This window comes from uncultured Nitratireductor sp. (assembly GCF_913053745.1).
Classification (GTDB): domain Bacteria; phylum Pseudomonadota; class Alphaproteobacteria; order Rhizobiales; family Rhizobiaceae; genus Nitratireductor.
In genome coordinates this window covers 1-13504 of the sequence record NZ_CAJXGF010000002.1, presented here as the reverse complement: position 1 = coordinate 13504, position 13504 = coordinate 1, and the positions used below count along the sequence as shown (strand labels likewise).

Annotated in this window: 13 protein-coding genes and 2 riboswitches; of the genes, 7 read left to right on the top strand and 6 right to left on the bottom strand. The window is 66.0% G+C overall.

The annotated features are described in order from the left end of the window. Nucleotides 1–45: 45 nt before the first annotated feature. Together QZ638_RS00665 and cobD are read right to left on the bottom strand one after the other, a co-directional pair. Complete coding sequence (locus QZ638_RS00665) at nucleotides 46–552, bottom strand: tyrosine protein phosphatase (protein WP_295805768.1); 507 nt, start codon at nucleotides 550–552, stop codon at nucleotides 46–48. Next, entirely contained in the window at nucleotides 552–1598 is a 1047-nt protein-coding gene (gene cobD / locus QZ638_RS00660) for a threonine-phosphate decarboxylase CobD (protein WP_295805767.1), read from the bottom strand. The genes QZ638_RS00665 and cobD overlap by 1 nt, the downstream gene beginning before the upstream one ends. On the opposite strand from cobD, the gene cbiB reads away from it, so the two are divergent. After that, nucleotides 1591–2565 carry an adenosylcobinamide-phosphate synthase CbiB gene (cbiB, locus tag QZ638_RS00655; RefSeq protein ID WP_295805766.1) on the top strand — a complete coding sequence of 325 codons (975 nt, stop codon included), beginning with the start codon at nucleotides 1591–1593 and terminating at the stop codon, nucleotides 2563–2565. The two genes, cobD and cbiB, sit on opposite strands and share 8 nt — an antisense overlap. On the opposite strand, the gene cobO is transcribed toward cbiB, so the two are convergent. From cobO to QZ638_RS00640, 3 genes are read right to left on the bottom strand one after another with little or no spacing between them, the layout of a single operon-like run. Continuing rightward, nucleotides 2562–3176, bottom strand: coding sequence for a cob(I)yrinic acid a,c-diamide adenosyltransferase (gene cobO, locus QZ638_RS00650; RefSeq protein ID WP_295805765.1), 615 nt, complete (start codon nucleotides 3174–3176; stop codon nucleotides 2562–2564). The two genes, cbiB and cobO, sit on opposite strands and share 4 nt — an antisense overlap. Before the next feature lies 1 nt (nucleotide 3177). Further along, complete coding sequence (gene cobU, locus QZ638_RS00645; RefSeq protein ID WP_295805763.1) at nucleotides 3178–3684, bottom strand: bifunctional adenosylcobinamide kinase/adenosylcobinamide-phosphate guanylyltransferase; 507 nt, start codon at nucleotides 3682–3684, stop codon at nucleotides 3178–3180. 16 nt (nucleotides 3685–3700) lie between these two features. After that, nucleotides 3701–4321: a HupE/UreJ family protein gene (locus QZ638_RS00640; protein ID WP_295805762.1), complete on the bottom strand. Its 621-nt coding sequence runs from the start codon at nucleotides 4319–4321 to the stop codon at nucleotides 3701–3703. Between the two features lie 34 nt (nucleotides 4322–4355). Beyond that, a riboswitch (cobalamin riboswitch) is annotated at nucleotides 4356–4555 on the bottom strand. Between the two features lie 61 nt (nucleotides 4556–4616). Beyond that, nucleotides 4617–4819, top strand: a riboswitch (cobalamin riboswitch). 172 nt (nucleotides 4820–4991) lie between these two features. Here QZ638_RS00640 and cobW point away from each other — a divergent pair. From cobW to QZ638_RS00610, 6 genes are read left to right on the top strand one after another with little or no spacing between them, the layout of a single operon-like run. Beyond that, complete coding sequence (gene cobW / locus QZ638_RS00635) at nucleotides 4992–6029, top strand: cobalamin biosynthesis protein CobW (RefSeq protein ID WP_295805761.1); 1038 nt, start codon at nucleotides 4992–4994, stop codon at nucleotides 6027–6029. Between the two features lie 4 nt (nucleotides 6030–6033). Then, nucleotides 6034–9366: a cobaltochelatase subunit CobN gene (gene cobN / locus QZ638_RS00630; protein ID WP_295805760.1), complete on the top strand. Its 3333-nt coding sequence runs from the start codon at nucleotides 6034–6036 to the stop codon at nucleotides 9364–9366. Further along, on the top strand, nucleotides 9363–10550 hold the full coding sequence (gene cobG / locus QZ638_RS00625; protein ID WP_295805758.1) for a precorrin-3B synthase: 1188 nt from the start codon (nucleotides 9363–9365) through the stop codon (nucleotides 10548–10550). The genes cobN and cobG overlap by 4 nt, the downstream gene beginning before the upstream one ends. Then, complete coding sequence (locus tag QZ638_RS00620; RefSeq protein ID WP_295805756.1) at nucleotides 10551–11183, top strand: precorrin-8X methylmutase; 633 nt, start codon at nucleotides 10551–10553, stop codon at nucleotides 11181–11183. It abuts the gene before it with no gap. Then, on the top strand, nucleotides 11180–11920 hold the full coding sequence (locus tag QZ638_RS00615; RefSeq protein ID WP_295805754.1) for a precorrin-2 C(20)-methyltransferase: 741 nt from the start codon (nucleotides 11180–11182) through the stop codon (nucleotides 11918–11920). The genes QZ638_RS00620 and QZ638_RS00615 overlap by 4 nt, the downstream gene beginning before the upstream one ends. Beyond that, nucleotides 11917–12681, top strand: a complete 765-nt coding sequence (locus tag QZ638_RS00610) for a precorrin-3B C(17)-methyltransferase (protein ID WP_295805753.1) — start codon at nucleotides 11917–11919, stop codon at nucleotides 12679–12681. Before QZ638_RS00615 ends, QZ638_RS00610 begins: the two co-directional genes overlap by 4 nt. Here QZ638_RS00610 and QZ638_RS00605 read toward each other — a convergent pair. Continuing rightward, on the bottom strand, nucleotides 12645–13418 hold the full coding sequence (locus QZ638_RS00605) for a cobalt-precorrin-6A reductase (RefSeq protein WP_295805752.1): 774 nt from the start codon (nucleotides 13416–13418) through the stop codon (nucleotides 12645–12647). The genes QZ638_RS00610 and QZ638_RS00605 overlap by 37 nt on opposite strands. Between the last annotated feature and the right edge of the window lie 86 nt (nucleotides 13419–13504).

Genomic DNA, 13504 nt, shown 5'->3' with positions numbered 1-13504 from the left:
CCCGACGATACGAGCGGGCCTCCTAGCCGGGGCCCGTTCGGCAATTCAGCGGGCGGGAAAATGAAACGGCTCGCCCGCGAACGCCTCCGCACCCCGGCCGATCGCGTGAATCGCGCTGATCATCCGGCCATCGCGCTCTAGCAGACGGTCGCCCAGTGCCACGATGCGCCGGTTGGGCGTAGCGCTGGGCGCGCGTTCGCGCAGCATCTCCGCCAGGGCGAATTCGTCCATCTCGCGCGCGAAGGCATTGGCGATGACATAGGCTGCGGCCGTGGAACGGCTGATCCCGGCATGGCAATGCACCACCATCGGCGAACGCCAATCCCAATCCTGTGCGAAATCGAGCAGGCGCTCGACATGATCGAGCGCCGGCGCGATGAGGCCAGGACGTAGATCCGCTATGTCGTGCATGGCGAGATGCAGGCGGTTCGGCACGGCGCTGGCATCGTCCAGAGCCTGCGGTTCGCCGCTCGAAATGAGCGAGACCATGTGGCGTGCGCCGGTTGCCTTGAGCATGCGCTGCAAATGCGCGCCGGGGCAGACATAAAGCATTACGCCTCTCCGCCCTTCCAACCATCCAGCGCCGCACGCAGACGTTCGAAATCCCGGTCTTCGCCTGGAAGACCTATACGGAGGCAGTCCGGCCGTCCGGCGAAGCGCCGTACGAGAATGCCATTGCGACCAAGACGTTCGAAAAGCTTGGCCGCATGCGGGCGGCGCAGGAAGCGAAAGAGGTCCGTGCCACTCTCGATGTTCAATCCAGCATGGGCGAACAGTGAATCCAGCCGTGTACGCGTCTTGATGAGCTCCTGCCGCATGGCACTCTGCCAGTCGCGATCGTCAAGCGCTTCGAGCCCCGCATGAAGCGCCGGCCCCGCGACAGCCCAGGGCCCCAGCCAGGCCGAAAGCCTTTGGGCGATTTCTTCGGAGGCAAGGGCGAAGCCGAGCCGCAAACCCGCCAGGCCGAAAAATTTTCCGAAAGAGCGAAGCACCACGATGTTGCCGATTTCCACATCGCCGGCAACGCTTTCTGCCCTCGGGCCAACATCCATGAAGGCTTCGTCCACAAGCAGAATTCCACCATTGCCGCGCATGTTTTCGGCAAGTTCAAGCAGTTCGTCGCGACCGATCAGTCGTCCATCCGGATTGTTGGGATTGACCACCACGGCGAGTCGGGCGGCTGGAAGCATGCCGAAATCGTCGACCTCCTCAACCTTGTGGCCGACAAGCGCGGCGACGCGCGAATGCTCGGCATAGGTGGGCCCCAGAATGCGCGCCGATCCCGGCGCCGGAAGTGAAGCGACCAGTGGCAGAAGAAGCTGCGTTCCGGGCGCAACGATGACATTGGCCGCAGACGGCGCGCCGTAATATCGGGCGGCACGATCCGCCAGCGCGGCCATGTCGGCCTCTTCCGGCAGGCGCGCAAGGACGCTGGCGGGCGGCGGCGAAAAAGGATAGGGGTGCGGGTTGATGCCGGTGGACAGATCGAGCCAGGGCGTCGGGGCACCTGGAAACAGCGTTGCCGCCCGGACGAGACTGCCGCCGTGATCGGTCACCCTGTCCGTCGCCCGGTCAGCCAATCGAGGCCCGATGTCCATTCTGATCGCCCTTTCCTCCATGCTGGTCGAGCTCGCCATCGGTTATCCCGAGCGGCTCTTTCGCCTGATCGGCCATCCCGTCACCTGGATCGGCCGTCTTATCGCCTTCGCGGACGCTCGATGCAATGTCGAAACCCTTTCGCCCGGCGCGCGCCGGCTGAACGGTGTGCTGGCGCTGGCCGCCATTCTGGCACTCGCAGGTTTGGCCGGCTGGTTGATCCAGACGACCCTTTCCGGCTGGGCCGGGCTGCTGGTCGCGGCCCTTGCCGGCAGCACGCTGATCGCCCAACGGAGCCTTGCAAGCCACGTGACAGCGGTGGCGGACGGGCTCGACACCGGCGGGCTGGCGGAGGGTCGCAGGGCGGTTTCGCAAATCGTTGGCCGCGATCCCGAAAGCCTCGACGAAGCCGGCGTTTCGCGCGCAGCCATCGAGAGCCTTGCCGAAAACTGTTCCGACGGCGTGGTGGCGCCGGTGTTCTGGCTGGCGGTCGGCGGACTGGCGGGCGGCGCGCTCTACAAAGCCGCGAACACGGCCGATTCCATGATCGGCCACAAGACCGCACGGCATTGTCATTTTGGCTGGGCGGCGGCGCGTTTCGACGATCTGATCAACCTTCCTGCGTCGCGTCTGACAGCGCTTCTCTTCATTGCCGCCGCATTCTTCATGCGCGACGCTTCGGCAGGCGCGGCATGGAGCGCCGTGCGCCGCGATGCGCACCGCCATCGCTCGCCCAATGCCGGCTGGCCGGAAGCGGCCATGGCGGGCGCACTCGGCCTGGCCCTTGCCGGGCCGCGCCGCTATGACGGTGAAATGGTGGAGGATGCGGTGATGGGAGATGGTGGCCGCCGCGCAACCAACGCCCACGACATTCGCCGAGCGATCACGCTCTACCGGATCGCGGACGGGCTTTTGATCGGGCTTGTGGTGATTGCCGCAGGCCTGTGGCATATGGCGTTCCGAGCCTAGAATTCGATGCCCTTCTGCGCTTTCACTCCGGCGGCGAAATGGTGCTTCATCTGCCCCATTTCCGTGACCAGATCGGCGGCCTCGGTGAGCGCCGGCTTGGCGTTGCGTCCCGTGACGACGACATGAAGGTCTTCACGCCGGTCGGTCAGTGCCTTCGCGACGCGTTCGAGATCGAGATAGTCGTAGCGCAGGGCGATGTTCAGCTCATCGAGAACCACAAGACCGATGGTCGGATCGGCCATGAGTTCCTCGGCCTTTCCCCAGGCCCGCTCGGCGGCGGCGATATCGCGCTCGAGGTCCTGCGTTTCCCAGGTGAAGCCCTCGCCCATCGTATGCCACGAGACGCGGTCGCCGAAGGCCGCGAAAGCATCTTTCTCGCCGCAGTGCCACGCGCCCTTGATGAACTGCACGACGCCCACCCGGCGGCCATGGCCGAGCATGCGCAGGGCAAGCCCGAAGGCGGCGGTGGATTTTCCCTTGCCCGGCCCCGTATTGACGATCAGAAGCCCCTTTTCGACCGTCTTGTCGCCCACTTCGGCATCCTGAACGGCCTTGCGTTTGATCATCTTGGCCTTGTGGCGTTCGGCTTCGTTTGCGTCGATCTCTCGCATATCACTTCACTTTCATGGGTAGGCCGGCAACCACCAGCGTGACGCTGTCGGCGGCAGCGGCGATCTTCTGATTCAAAAAACCCGCCTCGTCGCGGAACCGGCGCGCCAGCGCGTTTTCGGGCACGATGCCGAAGCCAACCTCGTTGGAGACGAGAACCGTGGTTCCCTCTCTGGCGGCAAGCGCTACCAGCAGCCCCTCGCCGGCGGGTTTCGGCTCATGGTTGTTCAGCATCAGATTGCTGAGCCACAGGGTCAGGCAATCGATCAGAACCGTTTCGCGGGCCGGCAGTTTTTCAAGCATGCCCGGCAGGTCGAGCGGGACATCGTGCGTCTGCCACGCCCCTTCGCGCCGGGCGCGGTGGATCGCGATGCGCTCGCGCATCTCGTCATCGAAGGCCTGCGCGGTGGCGATGTAGTGCCAGGGCGCGGACGCAGCCTCGATCAGCGTTTCGGCATGGCGGCTTTTGCCGGAGCGCGCCCCGCCCAGAACGAGATGAAGAGAACGCATCACGAAGCCTGACCGGCTAGCCGACAAGCTGTCCGGCAAGGAACGTTATGCCGACACCGGCAATGACCGCGCCGGCAAGCCGGGGCTGCATGGCCTCGACCGCCCAGCCGCACGACCTAACCAGAAAGTAGGCGCCGAGCGCGATGGCGCTCTGGATCACGGCGAGACCGGCGAGATAGGCGATGAGCGGTGTCTCTTCGCTGCCGACAATGGCCTCGCCGAAGGCATAGCCATGGAACACGCCGACCACCAGAAACAGGGCGAAGACGAGGATTTGGTTCTCCACCGCCCTGCCGCGCGCCAGAAGCCAGCCGCCAGCAAGAACGCTTGCCGCGATGACGATTTCGGCGGCCGGCAGGTCGAGCAGCATCAGGTGCAGACCGACGCCGATCAGCGAACCCGCAACGAAAAGAAGCGGTGCGAAAAGGCTCATGCCGGCAACGGCGGCAATGAGGCCGGCGGCGAGAATGAAGGCCAGATGATCGAGCCCGATCACCGGATGGGCGAGCCCTGAGACGAGCCCCTCATAGAGGGTCGTGGGCGTCTCTCCGTCCATGGCGTGATGCGCCTGCGCGCTGGTTGCGAAGAGCGCGGAAAAAACGAATGCGGAAAAAATGCGTGCGATACGCGAGGTCATGTCCGGTCCTTTCCCCTCCACCCGAGGGTTATGGTGTTTCTTTCAGGCCGTCGGCAGGTTTCCTGGCTCACGGGTCGCTGCGCTCTCCAGCCTTCCCAAGGCCTCATGCCTCAGTGGCGATCAGGAAAACGCTCTCCGCTTACAGTTGCGGGGGCAGCCATGGCCTTGGCGCTTTTGCGCCGCACCATGTTCCCTCTAGTCCGCTTCAGCGGAACCGACAGCGGGCGGAGCATACAAGAAATGCAACGCCCCGCAAACGCTTTGTTGCCCGCATTGACAGACGTGGCAGGCGAGCCGTAAATGCGCGGTAGACGGTCCTCTTCCCTCAAGGGAGGAGGCTAAGAGGGAATGCGGTGCGGGCCTTGCCCAATGCCGCAGCTGTCCCCGCAACTGTAAGCGGAGAGCGCACCTGACACGCCACTGGGGCACGCCCCTGGGAAGGCTGGAGAGCGCAGCGACCCGTGAGCCAGGAAACCTGCCGTCTGAAATTGAAATCCTGACCGCCTGGCGGGTGTCCCGGGCAAGGAGTGTGCATTGTGATTGCCGATAGCGCCATCGCGCGCCTTCTCCCCACCACTCATGGTGTCTCTGCCGGAACGCGGCCTGAAAGGGCTTGCGTGTCACTCACCCGCATCCCCCAACTCACCACACTCCGTCTGAAGGATATCCCATGACCACGAGCTTCAATCGTGTGCCCTGCACCGTCGTGACCGGCTTTCTCGGTGCCGGCAAGACAACGCTCATCCGCAATGTGCTGGAAAACACAAAGGGCAAGCGGCTTGCCATCATCGTCAACGAATTCGGCGATGCCGGCGTCGATGGCGAAGTGCTGAAGGGTTGCGGGCTCGACACCTGCCCGGAAGAAAACGTGCTGGAACTGGCCAATGGCTGCATTTGCTGCACCGTTGCCGACGATTTTGTGCCCGCGCTCGACCAAATCCTGGCTCGCGAACCGAAGGTGGATCACATTCTGATCGAGACCTCGGGTCTCGCCCTGCCGAAGCCGCTGGTGCAGGCGTTCCAGTGGCCGGCGATCAAGAACCGCGTCACCGTCGATGGCGTTATCGCCGTGGTGGACGGGCCGGCGCTGGCTGACGGTCAGGTGGCTACCGATATGGATGCGCTCGCCGCGCAGCGCGCCGCCGACGATTCGCTCGACCATGACGATCCGGTTGAAGAGGTGTTCGACGATCAGGTGGCCTGTGCCGATCTCATCGTTCTGTCGAAAAGCGATCTGCTCGACGGGCCGGGCAACGAGCGCGCCCGCGCCCGCATCGAAGACCATCTGTCGCGCAATGTGCAGATCGTGCCGAGCGCCCATGGCAAGGTGGACCCGGCGCTGCTGCTCGGTCTCGGCCTCGCGGTGGAAGACGACATTGAGAACCGCAGGACGCATCACGACGACCCGCACGATCATGAGCACGACGATTTCGACACATTCGTTGTCGACCTGCCGCCGGTTCTGCGGCCTGAAGATCTGGAAGCGCGGGTCAATGCGGCGGTGGGGACCGGCGAGGTTCTGCGGCTCAAGGGGTTCGCCCATGTGAAGGGCAAGCCCATGCGTCTTCAGGTGCAGGCGGTCGGTGCGCGCGTGTCGCATCACTACGACCGCCCGTGGAAGGCCGGTGAAGCTGCCGAAACGCGGCTCGTCGTGATCGGCCTCAAGGGCATCGACCGCGCGCGCATCGAAAGCCTTCTCTCGGCCTGATCCGATGCACATCCTCGCCACCACCACCGCCTCCCTCGACGACCTGATCGAGCCCGTCGATCTGCAGCAGTTGCCGGCGGACATGGTGGCGCTGTCGTTTACCGACAGCGATCTGGCGGGGATCGCCTCTGCATGGCAGGCCGGGCGCGAGGCTCTGCCTTCGCTGCGCCTTGCCGCCCTGCGCGATTTGAGACACCCCATGTCGGTCGATCTGTGGATCGACAACACGGCAGCGCATGCCCGCACGATTCTGGTGCGGGTGCTTGGGGGGTATGAGTGGTGGCGCTATGGCTGCGACCGGCTGGCGGAGCTTGCCCGGCAAAAGGGCATCGCGCTGGCGCTGCTGCCGGGCGAATGCCATCAGGACGACCCGCGCCTTGCCGAACGCTCCACCGTTTCGGCGGAAGCGCGCGCGGGGCTGCTCGCCTGCTTCCGCGAGGGCGGGCCGGACAATATGCGCGCGCTGACCATGCAGATGGCGCGCCTTGCGGGACAGGATATCGAAGCGCCAGAGGCCGAGCCGGTCGCCAAAGCCGGTTTCTATGCGCCGGACCATGGCATTGTAGAGGCAGATTTTTTCGCCGCGCAGCCCGGCAGGGCAATCGTTCCGATCCTCTTTTATCGCTCCATGCTGCTTGCCAGCGATGTCGCGCCCATCGACGCGCTGATGGAGGCGCTTGAGGAACAGGGTCTTTGCGCCGTACCGGTGTTCGTTTCCAGCCTGCGCGACCCGGTTGCCGCCGGTTTCGTGCGCGATGCGGTCGAGCGGCTTAAGTCGCAGGCGCTCATCACCGCGACGGCGTTTTCCAGCGGCGCGGAGCCCGGCGAAAAAACACTGTTCGACCGGTTTGGCGTGCCGGTTTTTCAGGTGGTCACGGCCACCACGCGGCGCGAGGCCTGGCAGGAAGGGCAGCGCGGTCTGGCACCCGCCGACCTAGCCATGCATGTTGTGCTGCCGGAACTCGATGGCCGGCTGATGGCGGGGGCAATTTCCTTCAAGGATGAGGCGGCGCTGGATGAAGGGCTCTCCTTCGGCGTTCAGCGCAACCGACCCGAACCCGCGCGCATAAGGCAGGTTGCGGCACGGATCGCCGCACATCTGAAGCTTGCCCGAACGCCGAAGGCCGAGCGCCGCATCGTCATCCTGATACCAGATTATCCGAGCGCGCCCGGCCGCACCGGCTATGCGGTGGGGCTGGACGTGCCGTCGAGCGTGCTCGCCATGCTGCACGATCTTGGTGCGGCGGGGTATGCGGTTTCCGGCGTTCCAGAGACACCCCGCGCGCTGATGCAGCGCCTCGAAGAGCCTTCGGAAGCGCTTTCGCTGGATGAATATCGTGCCGCCTTCGATGCGCTGCCCGAAGAGGCGCGCGAAACGCTGCTCGCCACCTGGGGAGCGGTGGAAGACGATGCGGAAGATGGCGTCTTTCCGTTCCGCGCGGCGCGGTTCGGCAATGTCACCGTGGCGCTTGCGCCAGACCGGGGCCGCTCGGCAGACCGGCGCGTGGACTATCACGACCCGACCCTTGCGCCGCGCCATGCGCTCGTCGCTTTCGGCCACTGGATGCGGGAGACGCTTGGCGCCCACGCGCTGATCCATGTGGGCGCGCATGGCACGCTGGAATGGCTGCCGGGCAAAACCGTGGCGCTGACGGAAACCTGTTTTCCCGAAATCGTGGCCGGCGCGCTGCCGGTGGTCTATCCCTTCATCGTCAGCAATCCGGGCGAAGCCGCGCAGGCCAAGCGCCGCATTGGCGCGGTCACGCTTGGCCATCTGACGCCGCCGCTTGCGGGTGCCGGGCTTTCGCAAGACCAGCAGGAGCTGGAGCGCCTGGTGGATGAATATGCGCAGGCCGACGGGCTGGACCGCCGCCGCCGCGACCGGCTGGCGCAACTGATCGTGGAAACCGCCGAGCGCACCGGACTCACCCGCGATGCGGGCGTGGAGGACACAGGCGACACGGATGCAGCACTGATGCAGATCGACGCCTGGCTCTGCGATCTGAAAGATTTCGCCATCAAGGACGGGCTGCACATCTATGGCCGGGGCAGCGGCATGGATGAAGCGCCCGAACGCCGCGCCTGCGCGGAAAGCGAAAAGCGCGCGCTTCTGGCGGCGCTCGATGGCCGGCACATCGCGCCCGGCCCCTCCGGCGCACCGGCGCGGGGGCGCACCGATGTTTTGCCGACCGGCCGCAACATCTTCACCGCCGATCCCCGCACGCTGCCGACGCCGACCGCAACCGCGCTTGGCAGAATCGCGGCGGACGAGGCCGTGCGCGGCTATTTGCAGGAGCATGGCGACTGGCCGCGCTCGCTGGTGATCGATCTCTGGGGCAGCGCCAGCCTGCGCACCGGCGGCGAGGAGATCGCACAGGGGCTGGCGCTGATGGGCTGCCGCCCGCAATGGGATCAGGCGACGGGCCGTGTGACGGGCATCGAAGTTTTGCCGCCAGCCAGCCTTGGCCGCCCGCGCATCGACGTGACGTGGCGCATTTCCGGCCTGTTTCGTGACATGTTCCCCACGCAGATCGCGCTTCTCGATACGGCGGTTGCCGCCGTGGCCGCGCGTGACGAAGACGACAGCGAAAACCCGCTCGCGAGCGCCGCCCGAAAAGCCGGCAAAGCGCCGGCGCGTATTTTCGGCTCCGCTCCCGGCACCTATGGCGCGGGGCCGGAAGAAAAGCTTGCGCGCGGAGACTGGCAGGAGCGCGCCGAGCTGGGCGAAGCCTATCTCGCCGCCGGTGCCTTTGCCTTCGGCGGTGCTGAGGGCGAAGGCCGGCTGGAAGACGGCGCGTTTGCAAGGCAGGTGGCCGATGCCGACATGCTCATCCACACCGGCGACGATGCCGGGCGCGACATTCTCGAAGGTTCGGCGGATGTGGCCTTCATCGGCGGGTTCGCGGCGGCGGTGGAAGCGCTGGGCGGCAAGGCCGATCTTGTGGTGCTCGACACGACCGACCCGCAGCGCCCGCGCGCCCGTTCGCTGGCTCAGGCCATTGCCCGCACCGTGCGCGCCCGTGCGGTCAATCCGCGCTTCATCGAAGGCCAGTTGCGCCACGGCCCGCGCGGTGCTGCGGAACTGACGGAAACGGTGGACCGGCTGATCGGCTTTGCGGAGACCACGGATGCGGTTTCAGGCAGCCTGATCGATGCCGTGTTCGATGCTTATCTCGGCGATGAAAGGGTGCGCGATTTTCTTCTGGTGGAAAACCCTGCCGCCGCGCATGCGATGGCGGAACGGTTTCACGCCGCCCGCAAACGCGGCCTCTGGCACCCGCGCCGCAACTCCGTCGATGACGATCTGGCTGCACTTCTTGCGGAGGCGACGGCATGACGACGCGGCGCGGCGCATGCCCCACACTCTCCGCTCCCATGAAAACCGGCGACGGGTTGCTCGCCCGGATTGCGCCGGCCCATGGCGCGCTGACGCCCGAGAAGCTGGCGGGCATCGCAAAAGCGGCGGGCCGCTACGGCAACGGCATTCTCGAAGTGACCGCGCGCGGCAAATTGCAGATACGTGGATTGACGGCTGAGAGCGCCCCCCTGTTTGCCAGCGAAATCAATGCGCTCGATCTTGGTCCCGTCGATGGCTTTGCGGTGGAGACCGCACCGCTCGCCCCTCCTCCGCCGCTTGCGGAGCGCATCAATGCGCATGTGGTCGAGCGTGGTTATGCTGCGCTGCTCGCACCAAAGGTTTCTGTCACAGTCGATGTTGGCAGCGCACTGCATCTCGACGCCATCGGAGCCGACATAAAGCTCATCATGGCTGATGACGGGCAATGGCTGATCGGCGTCGGCGGCAATGGCGCGACTGCACACTGGCTGGGCGTGGGCGATGAACGCGTGGCGGGCGACAGGGCACTCGCCATTCTCGACCTTCTGGCGCAGACCGGCGGGCGGGCGCGTGATTTCACGCAGGCGCAGAAGAATGCGCTTCGGGTGGGACTTGAGCCGGCCCTGCAGCATCCCGCACGGGCTGACAGCGCGCCGGTTGGTCGGTTCGCGCTGAAAGACGGAGAAAACGCGCTCGGGATCGCCCTGCCCTTCGGCCAGGTCGCAGCGGAAGCGCTGGTCACGCTTTGCGATGCGGCATCCGATGCCGAGGAAATTCGCCTTGCGCCGCGCAGCGGCTTGCTGCTGATCGGGCTTGATGCGCCCCGGCAGGAAGCGCTGTCGCGAGCGGCTGAGGCTCTTGGCTTTGTCACGGACGGGCATGATCCGCGTTTGTCCATCGCGACTTGCGCCGGGGCGCCCGCTTGCGCTTCGGCGCGGTTCGATGCCAAGGCGCTTGCCGCCGAGGCGGCTGCGGCGGGTCTGCCCGATGGCCCGTTCCGCCTTCACCTTTCGGCCTGCGAAAAAGGATGCGCCCAGCCCGCCGGGCCGGTTGTGAACCTGATCGCGGTTGAAGGTGGCTGCACCCTTTCCTCCGTTGGCGCAAAACCTTCCGAACGCCTGCGCACCTTCCTCATCGAGCGCGGCGAGACGCTGCGCGCCGCCCTTCTTCGAAAGACAGGCTGAATGCAAGAAACCGAGTACATACGCGACGGCAACGCCATCTATGAAAAGTCGTTCGCAATCATCCGCGCCGAGGCCGATCTCGCGCGCTTCAGCATGGAAGAGGCCGATGTCGCCATCCGCATGATCCATGCCTGCGGGCTTGTCGAGGCGGCGGAGCATTTCGTCTTCTCCGAAGGGTTTGTGGCGGCTGGCCGCGCGGCGCTGAAAGCCGGAGCGCCGATCCTGTGCGATGCGGAGATGGTGGCGCGCGGCGTCACCCGCACGCGGCTGCCCACCGAAAACGATGTGATCTGCACCTTGCGCGATGCGCGCACGCCGGAGCTTGCGCGGGAGATCGGCAACACGCGTTCCGCCGCCGCGCTGGAGCTGTGGCGCGAGCACATGGAGGGCGCGGTGGTGGCCATCGGCAATGCGCCGACAGCACTCTTCTACCTGCTCGACATGCTGCGCGCCGGTGCGCCGAAGCCTGCTGCCATCATTGGCATGCCGGTCGGTTTCGTCGGCGCGATGGAATCGAAGGAGGCCCTTGCCGAGGGCGGACTTGGCATTCCCTTCGCCATCGTGCGCGGCCGCATGGGTGGCAGCGCCATGACGGCAGCGGCCATCAACGCTTTGGCGAGGGCGGGCCTGTGAGCGGAACCCTGATTGGCGTCGGCACAGGACCAGGCGATCCCGAACTCATCACCGTCAAGGTGCTGAAGGCGCTGGAGCGGGCGGATGTGGTGGCCCATTTCGCCAAGCGCGGTCGTCAGGGCAATGCCCGCCGCACGGTCGAGGGGCTGTTGCCGGAAGGCATCGAGGAACTGCCGCTCGAATATCCCGTCACCACCGAGATCGACAAAACCGACCCGCGCTACATCGCGGCCATCACCGGCTTTTACGAAGCGTCGGCGCGGGCGGTGGAAGCGCATTTGAATGCGGGGCGCACGGTCGCCGTTCTGAGCGAGGGCGACCCGCTGTTCTACGGCTCCTACATGCATCTGCATGTGCGGCTTGCCGCGCTCTATCCGACCGAAGTGATCCCGGGCATCACCGCCATGTCGGGTTGCTGGTCGCAGGCGGGCATCGCCATCGTTCAGGGCGACGACATCATGACGGTCCTGCCCGGCACGCTCGATGAAGATGAGCTTGTGCGCCGCGTGAGCGACACGGAAGCCTTCGTCATCATGAAGGTGGGGCGCAATCTGCCGAAAATCCGCCGGGCGCTCGCCCGCGCCGGCAGACTTGGCGGCACCGTCTATGTGGAACGCGGCACGATGGACAATACGAGCATGACCCCGCTCGCCGACAAGGCGGACGATGAGGCTCCCTATTTCTCGCTTGTGCTCGGACCGGGCTGGCAGGCAAAGCCCGGCGAGGCGGTGGCATGAGCGGGCGTCTCGTCATCATCGGCACCGGCCCCGGAAAACCGGCCCAGACGACACCGGAGGCGCGGGCGGCGATTGCGGCGGCGAGCGATTTCTTCGGCTATGGCCCGTATCTCGACCGGCTCGAACTGAACGATGGCCAGACGCGCCATGCCTCCGACAACCGCGAAGAGCTTGCCCGCGCGAACGCGGCGCTCACCATGGCGGCCCAAGGCAGGCATGTGGCTGTGGTTTCGGGTGGGGATGCGGGTGTTTTCGCCATGGCGGCGGCCGTGTGCGAGGCCATCGAACACGGGCCGCAGGAATGGCGCGCGCTCGATCTGGAGATCGTGCCGGGGCTGACGGCAATGCTGGCCGTGGCCGCCCGCGTGGGTGCGCCGCTCGGCCATGATTTCTGCGCCATATCGCTTTCGGACAATCTGAAACCCTGGGAACTGATCGAAACCCGGCTTGCGGCTGCTGCCGGCGCGGGCTTCGTGATCGCGCTCTACAATCCGATCAGCCGCGCCCGGCCCTGGCAGCTTGGCCGCGCCTTCGAGCTGTTGAGCGGCATTCTGCCGGCCTCCACGCCGGTCGTGTTCGGCCGCGCCGCGGGCCGGCCCGACGAGCGCATGGCGATCGTTCCGCTTGAGGAAGCGCGTGGCGAGATGGCCGACATGGCCACCTGTGTCATCATCGGGTCGCCCGAAACACGCCTGATCGAGCGCCCGGGCAAATCGCCGCTGGTCTATGCACCGCGCTCAGCGAGGGGAGCCGCCAGATGAGCCTCGATTGCAGCCATGGCTTCGTCGACATCGGCCACAATGGTCGCGTCCGCCGGCTTTGGCCGGTCGATCATGACGACGGGCAGACCAAGCCTGCGCGCCGCCGCGATCTTGCCATAGGTTGCGGTGCCGCCGCTGTTCTTGGCGACCACGATGTCGATGCGATGTTCGGTGAGAAGGGCAATCTCGTCGTCTTCGCAGAACGGACCACGCGCCAGAATGCATTGGGCGTTCGGCGGCAGGTGAGCGGGCTCCACCGGCTCCACGCTGCGCACCAGATAATGATGCTGCGCTGCCGCGCGGAACGCCTGCACTTCCTGCCGGCCGATTGCGAGGAAAACGCGCCGGGGTTCAGGGCCGAGCAGCGCTGCCGCCTCGGCCATGCCGGAGGCGATCTGCCAGTTGTCGCCGGCGACCGGCTGCCAAGCGGGGCGCATGAGCGTGATGAGCGGCACGCCGGTCAGGCTGGCCGCTTCCGCCGCATTGCGCGCCATGCGCGCGGCGAAGGGATGCGTGGCGTCCACCATCAGGTCGATGCCTTCGTCCTCGAGATAACGCGCAAGCCCGTCGGCGCCGCCGAAACCGCCAACACGCACCTCGCCCTGCAAGGCTTCCGGTGTGCGGGTGCGCCCGGCAAGCGAGGTGACGACACGCAGTGTGCTGCGCGTGCAAAGCCGCTCCGCGAGCCGCCGCGCTTCGCCTGTTCCACCAAGAATGAGAAGGGTCTGCTTTGCCATGACGTCTTCTAATTCATTTGGTGCCAAGATGGGAACAGCCTCGCGCTGGCTTAAGATCGTGGGGATGGGAGAGGATGGGCTGGCCG